Raw genomic sequence first — 16,744 nt, forward strand, 5'->3', positions numbered from 1 at the left:
TTAAAGCTTCGTTCTATCACACGTGGTCGGATAGATTGCGATTTCCAGTATGTGCTGCTTTAGTCTGATTTTACGTGTGTTTGGAGTTTTCCTACATGCTAGGACTGCTGCTTTCTTGTAGCAGTCTTTTTACATAGACAGCACAAAAAAAGCCGAACATAGTCCGGCTGGCTGTTATACTTGTATGAAGTTATACAGCAAAAAAAGATGAATGAAAACAAATAACTACGATAGTGCGTCAGAGAAATGATGCTTGATTCAGTATTAACATATTTCAGATTGCATTAGACAATTTATAAATAAAATAGTATACTAAAACCAAAGATTTACAAAATTGTCGTGACATGTCAGGCTATTTAATTCCGATTCATCCACGTCATCTTACGAATTAAGTAGCCTAAACACTTGGGGAAAGAATTATACAATAATGAAATAAACTAGTACTGAAGCTAACATTTCCTCACCTCCCTGACAAATACAGTTTATCACACAAAATATACTGACTTATTAAAAAGCAACTTATAAAAACATAAAAAGGATGCGATGGAGATGACAGAAAACAAAAATAAGTTAGCAGTCGGGAAAACTTTAAAAAGCATACGCACAAGTATTGGATTGAAACAAGTTGATGTTTATACGGATATTATGTCGCGAACACATTTACAACGCCTCGAAAACTGTACTCAAACACCTAGTTATCCACTACTTTTAGATATTTTAGAACGATTTTTAATGGATTTATCTGAATTTGAGTATATTCGAAATGGTTATGCCCATTCTCATATACAAGAGATTTTTAATGAATTCAGAAGGCTTGGTTCAACGCTTAACAAGTCAGGATTTCAAAACTTAATAAGTAAAATTGAAGCATTGCAACATAATGGGAATAGTGACACATTTTTAAATCATTTAAAGTCTATATTATTTGGCTACATGGAACTCCAAGAATCCCAAAATATAAATACCGCTCGGCATCACTTTGATGCTGTCTGGCAAGATTTGAAAAATAGGGAAACGTGGTATTACAATGATATTGTATTAATGTCTAACATATTCTATATTTTTGCTGAAGAGCCTATGAGCTTAATCTTGCAGCGACTGAATAAATTTTATGATAAGTATGCTGGTTATAGAGATATTGATAAGCTTAGTCGAACTACTAAATTTAATTACTGCACTTTGCTAAGAGTGAACGATAGAATTCTAGAAACTAAGCCGATTATTGAGGAAGTTCTAGAGGACGCGAAAGAAGCTCATGATTGCGTTTTAATCCTAAGCTGTAAATTTATTTTAAATCAGATATACTTTCTTGGCGGCGAGCATCAAAGTACATTCGATGAAGTGAAAAAGATTATTCAGTCTATGCGTGTACTAGGCGAGGATATGATTGCGGATGATATGTTGAAAGACTGGGAGAAGCTTATAAAAAACAGCAAAATCCCGTTATGAACTAGAACCGTTTGGAACATAAATTTCCATTTGCCAAAGTGAATCAAGTAGTGGCAACCAAAGATGGCTTTTCATTAACCAAAACCGTGAAGAAAGTGATTTTCTTCACGGTTTTTATGTTTAGCTAAGATTTATGTTCTGGCCTCTTCTTTTATGGTAAAATTGAAGTAATCATGATAAAAGGAGTCACGAAATGGAAACTAAACAACCTAATTTACTTGTTGTGGACGGTATGGCGTTACTTTTTCGCGCTTTTTACGCCACAGCGGTAAGCAAACAATTTATGTATAATGAAGCGGGGCTACCGACCAATGGCGTACAAGGAATGTTACGCCACATTTTTGCAGCGATGCGCCAAAGTCAGCCAACACATGCGGTGATTTGTTGGGATATGGGCGCACAGACATTTCGTAATGAACTTTTTGACGGGTATAAAGCGGGGCGAACTGCACCACCTGATGAGATGATACCGCAATTTGATTTGGCGAAGGAAGTCGCAGAGGCTTTTGGGTTTGTCAATATCGGTGTCCCCGGTTTTGAGGCAGACGACTGTATCGGGACGATTACGACAAAATTAACGTCAGATTTAAACACAACGGTTTTAAGTGGCGATAAAGATTTGCTGCAACTTATTCACTCGAAAAATGATGTGTGGATTATGCAAAAGGGTTATGGCAACTATAAGCGTTACGACGAAGCCACTTTTTATGAAGAAATGGGAATTACACCTACGCAGTTTGTTGATGTAAAGGCGCTCATGGGCGATACGTCAGATGGTTACCCGGGCGTGCGCGGTATTGGTGAAAAAACAGCTTTAAAACTTATCCAAGAATTTGAATCGGTAGACGGTGTTTTAGCCAACCTCGACAAATTGAAACCCGCCCAACAACAGAAAATCGCAGAGGATAAAGAGATGCTGTTCTTGAGTCAAAAATTAGCAGCGATTCATACGGACGTGCCGCTTGAAATCGATTATGATCGCTGTTTATTCCGCGGATTTTCAAAAGAAATGAACGATGCAGTGTTGCATTACGGGTTAAAAACCGTCGAGCGCGATATTCAGTTATAAGGAGTGACAAACAGATGCAAGCGATTTCTGTAAAAGAAAAATATGCGACCTATACGCCTCTTGAACAAGTGAAATTGCTTGAAATTCGCAGTATCTTGTTTGAGGTGGCGGCTTTAGTTGATGGGGATGCCGTTTTACAAGAGGACTTAAAATGGGGACAACCGAGCTATGCGCTAAAAGGCGGGACCCCAATTCGGCTTGATACATTTTCTGATAGTCAAGTGGCCATGTTTTTTCATTGCCAAACGAATTTGATTGAAAATTTCCGGACGATTTTTGGAAATGAATTGTATTTTTCTGGAAATCGAGCCATTGTATTTGATATTTCTAAGTCACTTCCTGAAAAAGCCATTCAATTTTGTGCAGAAGCTGCCTTTACTTATCATAAAAAGAAATAGAGTTTAGTTAGAGGTGATAAGATGACAACATTTCGTAAAATAACAGTTGAGGGGCAAAAATTTTTATGGAAGTACTCTTTTGATGATTATGACTATCAAAATGATTCGTCTTTAATTATTAAAAGTGCGGATACAAATGGGAAGTTGCTTATTTATTTTAGGACGGGGAAATGGGATAGCGGCTATTGTCCGTTTTAACAAAGGGGTTCCAGCTTTATATCAAGGTCAGCGCATCACAATTAATCTTAATCAACCTCGTTTTATAGCAGAAATAATCGCGTATGTGCGAGAACAATTAGATTTGAAACTTTTACTAGGAACGGTAGAATTGGACAATGGGATTGAACTACTCCGTGATATCGGCTACGTGTTCGACTATCAAAAGCAGTAAAAAAATCAGGCTCTTGAAAACCATGAAGGGAAGCAAGAGTCTGATTTTTTATTTTTCCGATTGAATGGCTTGGCGGGCTAGTTCGTCGGCTTTTTTATTTTGGGCGACGTTACGGTAATTGATATAGAAAAGTGGAACTTGTTCGGCGAGCTTTAAAATGGCGTCTAGATGCGGCTTGAATAATGGGTTTTTGACGTAGTTTTTTTCAACGCTGTCTAAGACGATTTTTGAATCGGTGTAGATGCGGATAAATTCCGGGTTGTGTGTGAGCGCGAGTTCTAGGCCAAGTTTGCAGGCGATAAATTCGGCTTCATGATTGGTTAGGATACCAATTGGAATGGCATGTTGCTCATAGATTTGATCGGCTTTCAAAACGATGCCTGCACCGCTTAAACCTGGATTTCCGGAGCTCGCGCCATCAACAAAAACGTCCATCTGATACATTCCTCCTTGGATGCATTTTCTTCCCTATTATATTTTCTTCTTTATAAAAATGCAAAAATAAAAAGCCGGCTAAAAGCCAGCTTGTCCGTGTCAAAGTCATCACATTAAATTTTTTCTACATTTGCCGCCTGTGGTCCACGATTACCTTCTACAACTTCAAAGGAAACTTCTTGACCTTCTTCTAAAGATTTGTAGCCATCACCTTGAATCGCTGTGAAATGTACGAAGATATCTTCGCCGCCGTCTGTTTCGATAAAACCATAACCTTTTTCATTGTTAAACCATTTTACTTTCCCATTTTGCATTGAAATAAATCCTCCAAATCTTGGCCCTTTTAAAGAACCTTTCTGTCATACAAGAAAGTCTTATACGATACTTTTAATATAAACCAAAGTACCTATAGAGGTCAAGGGAATTTTTAAAAAATTCTATAATCTTCTGACTTGTAAAGGTTTTCTTTTTTGTTTTTTATCATTATTCTTGAAATCAGCATCAAACGAAGCGACGAAAGTACTAAAACTTACAAACTAATATTTGTTTACTATGCGTTTTTTTCAAAAAGAAAAAGTTTTGTCAGAAAAAGGGGTAAATGCTTTGTGAAACGAGGAAGAGTGTAGTACAATTTGTATGTGAAAGAAATTGAGTTGGAGGGTAGTGCTATGCCAACACCTAGTATGGAAGACTATATTGAGAAAATCTATTCTCTGATCGAAAACAAGGGTTATGCGCGTGTTTCGGATATTGCTGACGAACTTATGGTGCATCCTTCTTCGGTTACGAAGATGGTACAAAAACTTGATAAAGATGGCTATCTTGTCTATGAAAAGTATCGTGGCCTGATTTTAACGCCGAAAGGTAACAAAGCAGGGAAACGACTACTCGAACGCCATACTTTGTTGGAAAGTTTTTTACGTACGATTGGCGTAAAAGAAGAGCATGTTTATGAAGATGTTGAAGGAATTGAGCATCATTTAAGTTGGAATTCAATTGACCGAATTGGCGATCTCTTACAGTTTTTTGAAGAGAACGAAGACGCACTGAAAAAGCTTCGAGCGCTGAATTCAGCTGACTCGGAAAAAGATGAGTAAGGTAACACGGAATTGTAAATGTAGCTGCGCAATCAAATTTCCGTTCAGTAGTTTCTTACTGGCCGATTTTTTCGGTGCCTAAAAAGGAAAGGGTTTACATTTTACAATTTCTCATTATACATATATGGAGGGGAATAGAATGACGAAAGAAGTAAAATCAGACATCGAGATTGCACTCGCAGCAAAGGTAAATCCTATTATAGAAATTGCGGAAAGTATCGGTTTAGATGAACAGGATTTAGAGCTTTATGGTAAAACAAAGGCCAAGTTGACCTATGAAACCATCCATTCATTAGAAAATAAAGAAAACGGGAAATTAATTTTAGTTACGGCGATTAACCCCACACCCGCGGGTGAAGGGAAATCAACCGTGACAGTTGGTCTCGGGGATGCTCTTTCGAGAAAAGGGAAGAAGACGGTGATTGCACTTCGTGAGCCGTCGCTTGGTCCAACAATGGGAATTAAAGGCGGGGCAACTGGTGGCGGTTATGCACAAGTTGTGCCAATGGAAGATATCAACTTGCATTTCACTGGTGACTTTCATGCGATTACAACGGCAAATAATGCTTTATCGGCATTTATCGATAACCATATGCAACAAGGCAACGATTTGAAGATTGATCAACGACGCATCGTTTGGAAACGTGTGGTGGATTTAAATGACCGCGCACTTCGTAAAGTTATTGTCGGTCTTGGCGGTCCCGTTCAAGGGATTCCACGCGAAGATGGTTTTGATATTACGGTTGCGTCTGAAATTATGGCGATCATTTGCTTAGCGACAGACTTAAAAGATTTGAAGCATCGTTTAAGCGAGATCGTGATTGGCTATAACTATGCACGGGAGCCAATTACAGTCGGAGAACTGGGCTATGAAGGGGCTTTAACGTTACTTTTAAAAGATGCGTTAAAACCGAATCTTGTGCAGACATTAGAACATACACCGGCGATTGTGCACGGGGGACCGTTTGCGAATATCGCACATGGCTGCAACAGTATTTCGGCAACCAAAACGGCGCTTAGGCTCGGCGAATTTGTTGTAACTGAAGCAGGATTTGGCGCAGATTTAGGCGCAGAAAAGTTCTTAGATATTAAAGTGCCTTCTTTAGGAAAAGCACCAGATTGTGTGGTCATTGTCGCAACAATTCGCGCACTTAAAATGCATGGTGGTGTAGCGAAAACCGAGCTTGGGGCAGAAAATGTGGACGCACTGAAAGCTGGTTTTGCTAATCTGAAAAAACATACAGAATCCATTGGGGAATTTGGTTTGCCATTTGTGATTGCCATCAATAAATTTGTGTCAGACACAGATGCAGAAGTGCGTGCCCTAGAAGAACTCTGCCAAGCAAATGACATCCCATTCTCGCTTACAGAAGTTTGGGAAAAAGGCGGAGAAGGTGGGCTCGAACTTGCCGAAAAAGTGATTGGTGAAATTGAGAAAGGCACAGCAAATTATACGCGCCTTTACGACGATGCTGAATCCATTGAAGCGAAACTTGAAAAAATTGTTACGAAAATTTACGGCGGCATGGGCATCGAACTCTCCACGAAAGCGCAAAAACAAATTGTTGATTTCAAAAAGTACGGTTGGGATCGCTATCCAATTTGTATGGCGAAAACGCAGTATTCACTTTCTGATGAGCCAACGCTACTTGGTCGCCCAGAAAACTTTACGATTCATATCCGCGAATTTATTCCAAAACTAGGCGCAGGTTTCATTGTTGCTCTAACTGGCGATGTTATGACCATGCCTGGTCTTCCGAAAAAACCGGCGGCACTGAATATGGACGTTGATGAAAACGGAAATGCAATGGGATTATTCTAAGCTAGAAAGACGCGATTTTCGCGTCTTTTTTGTATGCAAAAAACGACGAAACTACTTGAAAAACCAGCGTTGTTAGCGAAAATACAATAGTTGCGAAAACGTAGATTGGTTGAGGGGATTGTGTTAAAATAAATGGACGGAGAAGCGAAGATAGTTATTTTGCACGCTACTAAAATTATAAACCACCGTCTTAAACAGATTCTGCCGAAGGGGCTGTTCCAACACGTCCCTCTTTCATTGAAAGTTTTTTTACGTATACGCGGTTGGATATGCTAGAATAGATAATACAAACCTGAATAGGATGAGGATAAATGAAACAACTAAAAGCGATGAATATAACCAAGACGTTTGGAGATAAAACTCTCTTTGAACAAGTAGATTTGACAATTTCAGAAGGTGAGCGCATCGGTCTAATTGGCGTAAATGGTACGGGTAAATCCACCTTTTTAGATTGTCTTGCAGGGGTTTCAAGTGGGGATACAGGAGAAATTGTGAAAGCGAATGATTATACAATTGGCTTTTTAAGACAAAATCCCCCTTTAGATGAAAATGCAACGGTTTTAGAAGCGGTTTTTGCGGGAGAAACACGAAATTTACGGGCGATGCGGGAATATGAAGAAGTTTTGCTTGCCATGGAAGAAAATCATAGTGAGGCTATAAATGAGCGTTTTGCGCGGGCACAGGCGGAGATGGACGCGACGAATGCGTGGGATATGAACACCGAAGCGAAGACGATTCTCGACCGACTTGGCGTCACACAATTAAAAGCAAAAATTAGTGAGCTTTCTGGTGGCGAACGAAAACGTGCGGCGCTGGCCCAAGTATTAATTGAAACGCCCGATTTACTCATTTTAGATGAGCCGACGAACCATCTGGACTTTGCTTCAATCAAATGGCTAGAGGACTTTCTTTTGCGCTTTAAAGGCGCCGTTTTAGTTGTGACGCATGACCGTTACTTTCTGGATAGGATTACGAATCATATCGTTGAACTCGACCGCGGCAAGCTTTACCGCTACGTAGGCAACTATGAGAGTTTCATGGAATCTAAAGCGGTTCGGATGGAAAACGAGGTACGAGAGTCGGAAAAGAATCGCAATTTATATCGCAAAGAGCTTGCTTGGATGCGCCGCGGGGCGAAAGCGCGTTCTACGAAGCAGAAGGCGCGTAAGGATCGTTTTACGGACTTGGAAGATAAGGTGAAGACGAAGGCGGACGATACGAAACTAGAGCTGGATTTCAAGACGAGTCGCTTAGGAAATGATGTGTTTTTACTTGAACATGTGGCGAAGCGTTTTGACCAGAAAGTGATTTTAAACGATTTTAATTTATTAATTGCTCCGGGTGAAAGGCTTGGGATTACTGGGCGAAACGGCACGGGAAAGTCAACTTTGCTCAACATGCTTGCAGGAGAAATTTCGGCAGATGCGGGAGATGTGACGACGGGGCAGACAGTGCAAATTGGCTATTATACGCAGCAAAATACCGAACTTGATCCAGATAAGCGGCTAATTACTTTTCTACAGGAAATTGGAAATGAAGTTAAGACGATGCAAAATGAAACAATTAGTGTGAGCGCCATGCTTGAACGCTTCCTTTTTCCAAAAGAAACGCACGGGAAATTGATTGCTTCACTTTCAGGTGGGGAAAAGCGGCGCCTCTTTTTACTTAAAATTTTGATGAGCGCGCCGAACGTTCTATTACTCGATGAACCGACAAATGATTTAGATACAGAAACTTTGACCGTTTTGGAAGACTATTTAGAAACGTTTAATGGGACTGTCATTACAGTCAGCCATGATCGCTACTTTCTTGATAAAACGGCTTCCAAATTGCTTGTGTTTCAAGGCGCTGGCGTCGTCCAAGAATATTACGGGATGTATAGCGAGTATTTGCTTTTGGAAGAACAAAAAGAAATTAAGCCAACCGTTCGAAAAGTGCAGGAAAAACCTGTAGCTGAAACGAAAGAAAAAGTGCGACTTTCTTATATGGAGAAAAAAGAATGGGCCGGTATTGAAGAAGCCATTGCCACAAAAGAAGAGCTCGTCGCGAATTTGAACGAAGCTTTACTTGAAACAGGTGCCGATTTTACAAAAGCTCGCGAGTTAAGTGAACAAATTGAAGCAGGAGAAGCCGAATTGTTACATTTGTACGAGCGTTATGAATATTTATCGCAATTTGCGAATTAGGAGTGGGACGATGAAACAATATTTAGATTTGGAAAAATATGTGTTAGAAAATGGCACGCAAAAAGGGGACCGCACAGGGACTGGAACGATTAGTACGTTCGGCTATCAAATGCGTTTTAACTTACAGGAAGGTTTTCCGATTTTGACGACAAAACGTGTACCGTTTCGCTTAGTTGTGAGTGAATTGTTATGGTTTTTGCACGGGGACACGAACATTCGCTATTTGTTGCAACACAATAACAATATTTGGAATGAATGGGCGTTTGAGCGCTATGTGAAAAGTGCGGATTACAGTGGCCCTGATATGACGGATTTTGGTTTGCGGGCGAATAGTGATCCGAAATTTAATGAAGTTTATCAAGCTGAAATGGAGAAATTTAAAGCGCAAATCTTAGAAGACATGAGCTTTGCTGAAAAATACGGTGAGCTTGGCAATATTTACGGGAAACAATGGCGTGAATGGAAAACGTCTAGCGGTGCGACAATTGATCAGCTGCAGGAAGTCATTCAAATGATTAAAACGAACCCCAATTCGCGCCGTCTAATTGTATCCGCATGGAATCCGGAAGATGTGCCGAACATGGCTTTGCCGCCTTGTCACACGCTGTTCCAATTTTTTGTGGCAGACGGAAAACTATCCTGTCAGCTTTATCAAAGAAGTGCGGATATCTTTTTAGGGGTACCGTTCAACATTGCAAGCTATGCGCTACTTACGCATTTAATTGCGCGTGAAACGGGGCTTGAGGTGGGCGAATTCGTTCACACGATGGGAGATGCGCATCTTTACAACAACCATATTGAGCAAGTGAAAGAGCAATTGTCGCGTGATACGCGTCCGCTTCCGAAGCTTGTTTTATCGGATAAGCCGGCGACGATTTTCGATTTTGATGTGGCGGATATTACGCTAGAAGGCTACGACCCGCACAAGATGATTAAAGCACCGATTTCTGTTTGAGGAGGATGACGATGATTTCTTTTATTTGGGCACAAGATAAAATGGGCAACATTGGGAAAGAGAATAAAATGCCGTGGCATCTGCCAGCCGATTTGAAGTTTTTTAAAGAGCAGACGAGCGGTCACACAATTGTGATGGGGCGAAAAACGTATGATTCCCTTGGAAAAGCTTTACCTAATCGGCGAAATCTCGTTTTGTCACGTGATAAGTCGCTCCAATTGCCAGATGCGGAAGTGGTCCATGATAAGCAAACTATTTTGGATTTGGCGGCAAATGAGTCGGTCTTTATTTGCGGGGGAGCAGAAATTTATCGCTTATTTCAAGCGGAAGTCGACCGTTTAATTGTGACGAAAATTGATGCGGCTTATGATGCTGATACGGCTTTCCCTGAAATCGACTGGTCAAATTTCCAATTGATGAGCCAAACGGACGGCATGCGTGATGAAAAAAGCAACGTTACATTTGGTTTCTATACGTACGAAAGAAAATCGGTATGATGAAATCGAAACTAGAGCAGCGAGCGGAACGAATTTCTGCCGCAGTGGATGCATTTCGTTGCCCAATTTGTGCGTCGCCATGTCATTTTGTTCGGCCATTGACATTAAAATGTGAAACGGGGCACGCGTTTGATGTTGCGAAACCAGGCTACTTGTTTTTACTGCCACACGGAGTGAAAACGAAATATGAGCAAGGTTTATTTGAAGCGCGGAAACGGCTCATTGAAACAGGCTTTTTTGATGGTCTGACGGCGCAAATTGTCCCTCTTATAAATCGTTTCAATAAAGCGGAGATTCAAATGGTTGACGCTGGTTCAGGCGAGGGCAGTCACTTGGCGCATCTTTTAGCCCAGAGTGAGAAAAAAGTTCGGGCATTTGGTTTTGATATTGCAAAAGAAGGCGTTCGGCAGGCTGCGAGAGATTACGGGGAAGCAATTTGGGCGGTTGCGGATCTTGCGAATATGCCGCTTCAAACGGGACAAACGGATGTCATTCTAAATATTTTGTCGCCAGCTAGTTATCAGGAATTTGCGCGAATTTTAACGGATGACGGTATTTTAATTAAGGTTATGCCGGAAACGAATTATTTAACCGAGTTACGTGCCTTTTTTTATGAAGAAAACACGTATTCAAATGAGCGTGTGCATGAACGCTTTAAGGAAACTTTTACGATTTTGCATGAGGAGCGTATTACGTATGAGCGCGAACTTAATCGGGTGGAGCTGACGGATTTAATGGAAATGACACCACTTGGCTGGCACATTACGGAAGAAAAGAAAGCGGCGCTACTACAAAAAACGCCTCAAAAAATCACCGTTGATTACAAATTAGTTGTTGGCGCTAAACATAATTTGGACTTAAAATAGGGCTTTCCATGTTATATAATGAAAAGAAAAACAGGAGGTTTCGTATGACTGAATTTTTAGCACTTCAAAATGGCTCAGATATTCGTGGTATTGCGATTCAAACGGACGAACACGACGTGACTTTGACGGATGAGGCGATACAAAAAATAGCACGCGGCATCACCTTTTTTCTAACCAAAAAGAAAGGGTTAAAAGGGCGCATAAAAGTGGCGATTGGCCATGACAGCCGTTTATCGGCGGAACGAATTAAGTCGGAGCTTATTTCCGTGCTCGCGGCAGATGGCTTCGCTGTTTTGGACGCGCACCTTGCGACTACGCCTGCGATGTTTATGGCGACCCAGTACGCGGAAATTGACGCCGATTGTGGCATCATGATTACGGCAAGTCACCTTCCTTATTTTTACAACGGTATCAAAATTTTCACAAAAGCGGGTGGCGCTGAAAAAGAAGATATTGCTTACATATTGGAACATGCGGACCGAGAGCATGTGAAAGAACAAGCTGGTTCGGTTGAAAATATTGATTTGATGAGCCTCTACGCAGATGATTTAGTGAGGAAGATTCAAACAAAAGTTGGCGCAGGAGAAAAGCCACTTGCTGACAGTAAAATTGTGGTCGATGCAGGAAATGGAGCAGGTGGTTTTTTCGCAGAGCGCGTTTTAGCTCCACTAGGTGCTGACGTTTCAGCGAGTCAATTTTTAGAGCCGGACGGCCATTTCCCGAATCACATTCCGAATCCTGACAATGATGAGGCAATGGCGAGCTTACGAAAAGCTGTTTTAGAAAGTCAAGCTGATTTAGGTGTCATTTTTGATACGGATGTCGACCGCGCGGCTATTATGGATCAGCACGGGGAAAGCTTGAATCGAAATGCTCTTATCGCCGTTATTTCCGCTATTCTTTTAAAAGAGTATCCTGAAACGACAATCGTGACGGATTCGACAACTTCTGACCATTTAAGAGCTTTTATTGAGGCACATGCTGGCAAGCAGCATCGTTTTAAACGCGGCTATCGCAATGTTATTGGCGAAGCGATTCGCTTAAATGAAATGGGTACGCCATCTGAAATTGCGATTGAAGTGAGTGGACATGCTGCTTTGAAAGAAAACTACTTTTTAGATGACGGCGCCTATTTAGTGGCTCGAATTTTAATGGAATATGCGGTACTCAAGAAAAACAGTCAAGACTTAACTGCTTTGATAGCCGACCTAGAGCAGCCAAAAGAAAGCAAGGAGATTCGCATTCAAATTGCGACGTCTAATTTTAAATCCTACGGACAAAACGTGTTGCACGAATTTGAAAGCTTTATCAAACAGACGCCTGACTTTGAACTTGAACGGGAGAATTTTGAAGGTATTCGCGTTAAGACAAGCGGCAAGTATGGTTCGGGCTGGTTTCTACTTCGAATGAGTTTGCATGAACCAGTGATGCCGTTTAATTTAGAGGCTGACGAAGCGGGGGGCATAAATCGCGTGCTTGACACGCTAGAGCCATTTTTTGAACGTTTTGATGGGCTACACATTCCATTTTAAACTTTACAAAATCTTGAAGAGAATTCTTCAAGATTTTTTGTTTTCATGCTATCATAGAGTGATGTGAAAGAGGAGGTCGACCGATGCGAATTGGGATGCGGACATTAAAAACGGCAATTGGGGCGACAGTTGCAATACTGCTTGCACAGTGGATAGGATTAGAATATGCTGTTTCGGCGGGAGTTATTACGATTTTGAGTGTTCAAAATACGAAGAAGGGATCGATGCAACTTGCGATTCAGCGCGTTTATTCGACTGTGATTGCGCTATCGATTTCAGCCATTTTATTTCTTTTGATAGGATTTAATGCGATTAGTTTTGGACTGTATTTACTTATTTTTATTCCGCTTGCTGTGCGTCTTAAAGTGACAGATGGGATAGTCGTTAGTTCGGTGCTTGTGACGCACATTTTAGTGGAACAGTCGCTAGCGCTTTTCTGGTTTGTTAATGAAATGGCGCTTATGGCAGTGGGGGCGGGGATAGCAATACTGCTAAACCTTTATATGCCTAAACTGGATGTGAAATTAAAACAGGATCAGCAAAAAATTGAGGCATTGATGAGGCAGATTTTATTCGCGATGTCGCAAAGTTTAAAAAACGAAGTGCCTTATGTTGACGGTGATGTTCGTTTTAGTGAACTTAAAACGTCTCTTTTAGCCATGCAAGCGGGAGCTACGCAAAATGTGGACAATTATTTTTTAAAAGAAGTGCATTATTATGTGCAATATGTGGATATGCGGCTTGTTCAGTATCGTGTTTTGACGCAGATGAAGCGACATCTTGCGGAGTTTAAGGGAAATACGGAGCATAGCAAAATTTTGGCTGGATTGACGGAGAAGACGGCGCTTGAACTTGCGGAAGATAATCCGGCTGATAGGTTGGTTGAAGAAATTACAAATCTTGTTCGCGCTTTTCGAAAAAGTGATTTGCCTAGTTCGCGGGAAGAATTTGAAAATCGGGCGGTGCTCTTTCAATTTATGAATGATTTACGTTATTTTTTAGAAACAAAACGTGATTTTTATGTGGAATTTGGGTTGGAAAAAGAGCAGGTGAACGTTTAGTCTAAGTTGGAAGGGGAAAACTGGTAAAAAAGCATGCGGAGGTGGTTGTATGTATGCTGTAATTGCACTTTTTGATGAGAATACGGAGCGAGAGATTAAGGACATTTGGTTTGAATTGAAACGGCGTGGCTTGTCAAATTATGTGGACGACATGCGCCACCGGATGCCACATATTACGCTTGCTACGTACGATAATATTCGGCATCAGCAATTTGTGAATAAGCTTGTGCATTTTTATAAAGGGCAGTATGAGATAAAAGTGGAATTTAATGCAGTAGGCACATTTTTAAAGTCAGGCGTAGTTTTCTTGGCTCCTACGGTAACAAGAGAGTTGCTGTCTCTACATGAAAAGCATCACCTTTTATTTGATGACTACAATCGCAATCCGACATCGCATTATTTACCGGGCAGATGGACGCCGCATACGACGATTTCCAGTCATTTACACAATGAAAAAATCGCGGGTGTTTATCGGTACGGGGTCAATCTTTCGCCGATTAAAGGAAAGATAACGGGAATTGCGCTAATTGAATCGTTCCCGGGAAACCGTGTTGAAATCATTTTTAGAAAACGATTGAAGAAAATAGAGAAAGGAGCAAGGCGATAGGTCGCCTTGCTCCTTTTCATATTATACGGCAACTTCTTCAGTTTCTTGTTCTTTTTCAAGAGAGCCTGTGGCGCGACTTGTGACGATTCCGGATACCATGCTATCACTCACGTTAAGCGCGGTACGCCCCATGTCGATTAAAGGTTCGATTGAAATTAAAACGCCAGCAAGTCCAACGGGTAGGTTTAAGGCAGATAATACGATGATGGCTGCAAATGTTGCGCCGCCTCCAACACAGGCTACGCCAAACGAGCTGATGGCTACAATGGCAACTACGGTTAGAATGAAGCTAATCGAAGTAGGGTCAATGCCGACTGTTGGTGCAATCATAATGGCAAGCATCGCTGGATAAATAGCAGCACAGCCATTTTGACCAATGGAAAGTCCAAATGATGCGGCAAAATTGGCAATCCCTGACGGCACACCTAGTTTGCGTTGTGTTTCAATGTTGAGAGGTAAGGCTCCCGCGCTCGTTCTGGAAGTAAAAGCGAATGTTAAAACGGGGAGTGATTTTTTTACATAAGTAATAGGGTTAACGCCTGCAATCGCAACGATTAATAGGTGAAGAATAAACATGGTGATGAGGGCAACGTAAGAGGCGATGACAAAGTTCCCTAGCTTCAATATCGCATTAGCATCACTTGTCGCAACAGTACTTGTCATAATCGCGAAAACGCCATACGGTGTTAGGCGAAGGATTAATCTCACGATGCGAAGAACGATGGCGAAAATGGCATCAATGCCGCGCGAAAAAATTTCTGCTTCTTTTGGCTGCTTGCGTTTAACACCAAGATACGCGACGCCAATAAAGGCTGAAAAAATAACTACGGCAATGGTTGATGTTGCTCTTGCACCAGTCATATCGAGGAACGGATTAGCTGGTAATAATTCTAAGATTTTTTGGGGTAAAGTAAGATCACCAATTTCTGCGAACCGGTCTTGAAGCTCCTTGCCGCGTGCGACTTCTACCGCACCTTGTGAGATATTATCGGCGTTTAAATGGAAGAGTAGGGCAGAAACGATACCAACCACAGCAGCAATTGCCGCCGTTACAATAAGTGTTCCAATAATCCAAATTCCGATTTTAGCGATATTCGTTTTGAGTTCCAGACGCGTAAAAGCGGTGATAATGGAAACAAAAATAAGTGGAATGGCAATCATTTGTAGGAATTTGACGTAACCTCCGCCGATAATCCCTAGCCAGTCGGTTGTTTCTGTTGTAACAACGCTTGACATGCCGTAAATCCACTGTAATATAAATCCGGCTAAAATGCCGACGAAAAGTGCGAGTAAAACCCTTTTTGAGAATGAAACATGACGCTTTTGTAAAAAGATAAAAAGTCCGATAATGGCAAGCGCCACAACTAAATTAAGTATGACTAAAATGGTATTCAAATAAAAAGCCCCCTTTTTTAATGTTTATAATTCCGATAAGAATTATTGGTATTAAGAATACAATGAAATAAAACAGAAGTCAATTAAAATTTTTTAAAAGAAGAACCTGCCAGCTCTGGCAGGTTCTTCTTTTAATTCAACTCGTTTGGGACGGCGGGAAGCCGTAATGTTTTTTGAAGAGTTTGCTAAAATAATAGGCATCATTGTAGCCGACAAGTTTGGCGGCTTCTTTGACGGTTAGGTGGCCGTCTTTTAGTAGCAGATAGGCTTTTTCGAGGCGGATTTTAATCAGGTAATGAATCGGTGAGTCGCCAGTTTCCTCTTTAAAAACGCGAGAAATATAGGCGGGACTAATGTACATGGTTTCGGATAGGCGTGACAAGGAAACTTCTTCGGTGTGGTGTTTTTCCATATAGTGAATGATTTCATTGACGATTTGTTGTTTTTCAAGTTCTTCCATAGACAGTTTTAAGCCGCTTGTTTGGATCTGTTCTGGTTCTGCTTCGCGCAATATTTGGATAATAAGTTGCATAACGTAAGTTTTTAGCAGTAAATCATAGCCAGGATTTTCTTCGGACTTTTCTCGAAGGATATCCTCACAAATGGCTAAAATTTTCGAGCTTAACTGATTTTTTTGCAATACGGTTTCTTTAAAAGGAAAGGTGTTGCGCGGGAAGCCGGCTAAAGAAAAATTGCGAAAACCGATATGAATCTGGATATTTTGCATGCCTCGTTCGGCAATATCAAAATGGCGCACACCTGGGTTTAGAATAAGCATATCGCCACGACTTAAAAGAACCTCACGTCCTTCGATATTATACTTCACTTGTCCTTCGTAAATAATGGAAAACTCGATAAAATCATGATGGTGATTCTCGCCAATCCGTGGCTCGTTCGTATAACAATCGCCCACATAAAGAATTTGCGGATTAAACGTGTTGGTATCGATTTTGAGCATCTTCTTTCCCCCTTTGGATTTAAACG

At 41.1% G+C, this 16,744-nt stretch carries 18 protein-coding genes; 14 read left to right on the forward strand and 4 right to left on the reverse strand.

Annotation, left to right across the window (positions count from 1 at the left end):
• Positions 1 to 549: 549 nt before the first annotated feature.
• From CFT42_RS00220 to CFT42_RS00235, 5 genes are all read left to right on the forward strand, one after another.
• On the forward strand, positions 550 to 1,449 hold the full coding sequence (locus CFT42_RS00220) for a helix-turn-helix domain-containing protein (protein WP_088815117.1): 900 nt from the start codon (positions 550 to 552) through the stop codon (positions 1,447 to 1,449).
• A gap of 193 nt (positions 1,450 to 1,642) precedes the next feature.
• Positions 1,643 to 2,518 carry a 5'-3' exonuclease gene (locus CFT42_RS00225; RefSeq protein WP_088808592.1) on the forward strand — a complete coding sequence of 292 codons (876 nt, stop codon included), beginning with the start codon at positions 1,643 to 1,645 and terminating at the stop codon, positions 2,516 to 2,518.
• A 14-nt stretch (positions 2,519 to 2,532) separates the two neighbouring features.
• Positions 2,533 to 2,916 carry a DUF1801 domain-containing protein gene (locus tag CFT42_RS00230; protein ID WP_088815118.1) on the forward strand — a complete coding sequence of 128 codons (384 nt, stop codon included), beginning with the start codon at positions 2,533 to 2,535 and terminating at the stop codon, positions 2,914 to 2,916.
• A 21-nt stretch (positions 2,917 to 2,937) separates the two neighbouring features.
• A complete protein-coding gene (locus CFT42_RS14695; RefSeq protein ID WP_159458133.1) occupies positions 2,938 to 3,114 on the forward strand; it encodes a hypothetical protein in 177 nt (58 codons plus the stop codon).
• On the forward strand, positions 3,053 to 3,307 hold the full coding sequence (locus CFT42_RS00235; RefSeq protein WP_088815119.1) for a hypothetical protein: 255 nt from the start codon (positions 3,053 to 3,055) through the stop codon (positions 3,305 to 3,307). The genes CFT42_RS14695 and CFT42_RS00235 overlap by 62 nt, the downstream gene beginning before the upstream one ends.
• 48 nt (positions 3,308 to 3,355) lie before the next feature.
• Here CFT42_RS00235 and CFT42_RS00240 read toward each other — a convergent pair whose 3' ends face one another.
• Together CFT42_RS00240 and cspD are read right to left on the reverse strand one after the other, a co-directional pair.
• On the reverse strand, positions 3,356 to 3,742 hold the full coding sequence (locus CFT42_RS00240) for a ribonuclease HI family protein (RefSeq protein ID WP_088808595.1): 387 nt from the start codon (positions 3,740 to 3,742) through the stop codon (positions 3,356 to 3,358).
• Between the two features lie 113 nt (positions 3,743 to 3,855).
• Positions 3,856 to 4,056: a cold-shock protein CspD gene (gene cspD, locus CFT42_RS00245; protein WP_088808596.1), complete on the reverse strand. Its 201-nt coding sequence runs from the start codon at positions 4,054 to 4,056 to the stop codon at positions 3,856 to 3,858.
• Positions 4,057 to 4,410: 354 nt separating this feature from the next.
• Between cspD and mntR the strand changes: the two genes are divergently transcribed.
• The 9 genes from mntR to CFT42_RS00290 all read left to right on the forward strand — a co-directional run bounded on the left by mntR (position 4,411) and on the right by CFT42_RS00290 (position 14,365).
• Entirely contained in the window at positions 4,411 to 4,839 is a 429-nt protein-coding gene (gene mntR / locus CFT42_RS00250; protein ID WP_088808597.1) for a transcriptional regulator MntR, read from the forward strand.
• Between the two features lie 139 nt (positions 4,840 to 4,978).
• Positions 4,979 to 6,661, forward strand: a complete 1,683-nt coding sequence (locus CFT42_RS00255) for a formate--tetrahydrofolate ligase (RefSeq protein WP_088815120.1) — start codon at positions 4,979 to 4,981, stop codon at positions 6,659 to 6,661.
• Between the two features lie 311 nt (positions 6,662 to 6,972).
• The gene (gene abc-f / locus CFT42_RS00260; protein ID WP_088808599.1) at positions 6,973 to 8,847 is read left to right on the forward strand and encodes a ribosomal protection-like ABC-F family protein; all 1,875 of its coding nucleotides are present in this window, start codon (positions 6,973 to 6,975) and stop codon (positions 8,845 to 8,847) included.
• A 10-nt stretch (positions 8,848 to 8,857) separates the two neighbouring features.
• A complete protein-coding gene (locus CFT42_RS00265; protein ID WP_088815121.1) occupies positions 8,858 to 9,802 on the forward strand; it encodes a thymidylate synthase in 945 nt (314 codons plus the stop codon).
• A gap of 11 nt (positions 9,803 to 9,813) precedes the next feature.
• Positions 9,814 to 10,299, forward strand: a complete 486-nt coding sequence (locus CFT42_RS00270) for a dihydrofolate reductase (RefSeq protein WP_088808601.1) — start codon at positions 9,814 to 9,816, stop codon at positions 10,297 to 10,299.
• Entirely contained in the window at positions 10,296 to 11,165 is an 870-nt protein-coding gene (locus tag CFT42_RS00275; RefSeq protein ID WP_240310283.1) for a putative RNA methyltransferase, read from the forward strand. The genes CFT42_RS00270 and CFT42_RS00275 overlap by 4 nt, the downstream gene beginning before the upstream one ends.
• A 44-nt stretch (positions 11,166 to 11,209) precedes the next feature.
• Positions 11,210 to 12,697 carry a phosphohexomutase domain-containing protein gene (locus CFT42_RS00280; protein ID WP_088815122.1) on the forward strand — a complete coding sequence of 496 codons (1,488 nt, stop codon included), beginning with the start codon at positions 11,210 to 11,212 and terminating at the stop codon, positions 12,695 to 12,697.
• Between the two features lie 83 nt (positions 12,698 to 12,780).
• The gene (locus tag CFT42_RS00285; protein WP_088808603.1) at positions 12,781 to 13,758 is read left to right on the forward strand and encodes an aromatic acid exporter family protein; all 978 of its coding nucleotides are present in this window, start codon (positions 12,781 to 12,783) and stop codon (positions 13,756 to 13,758) included.
• Between the two features lie 49 nt (positions 13,759 to 13,807).
• The gene (locus tag CFT42_RS00290; RefSeq protein WP_088815123.1) at positions 13,808 to 14,365 is read left to right on the forward strand and encodes a 2'-5' RNA ligase family protein; all 558 of its coding nucleotides are present in this window, start codon (positions 13,808 to 13,810) and stop codon (positions 14,363 to 14,365) included.
• 21 nt (positions 14,366 to 14,386) lie between these two features.
• Here CFT42_RS00290 and CFT42_RS00295 read toward each other — a convergent pair whose 3' ends face one another.
• The gene (locus CFT42_RS00295) at positions 14,387 to 15,760 is read right to left on the reverse strand and encodes an L-cystine transporter (protein ID WP_088815124.1); all 1,374 of its coding nucleotides are present in this window, start codon (positions 15,758 to 15,760) and stop codon (positions 14,387 to 14,389) included.
• Between the two features lie 136 nt (positions 15,761 to 15,896).
• Complete coding sequence (locus CFT42_RS00300; RefSeq protein ID WP_088808606.1) at positions 15,897 to 16,718, reverse strand: AraC family transcriptional regulator; 822 nt, start codon at positions 16,716 to 16,718, stop codon at positions 15,897 to 15,899.
• Between the last annotated feature and the right edge of the window lie 26 nt (positions 16,719 to 16,744).

The organism is Listeria goaensis (assembly GCF_900186125.1).
In the GTDB taxonomy this organism is placed as follows: domain Bacteria; phylum Bacillota; class Bacilli; order Lactobacillales; family Listeriaceae; genus Listeria; species Listeria goaensis.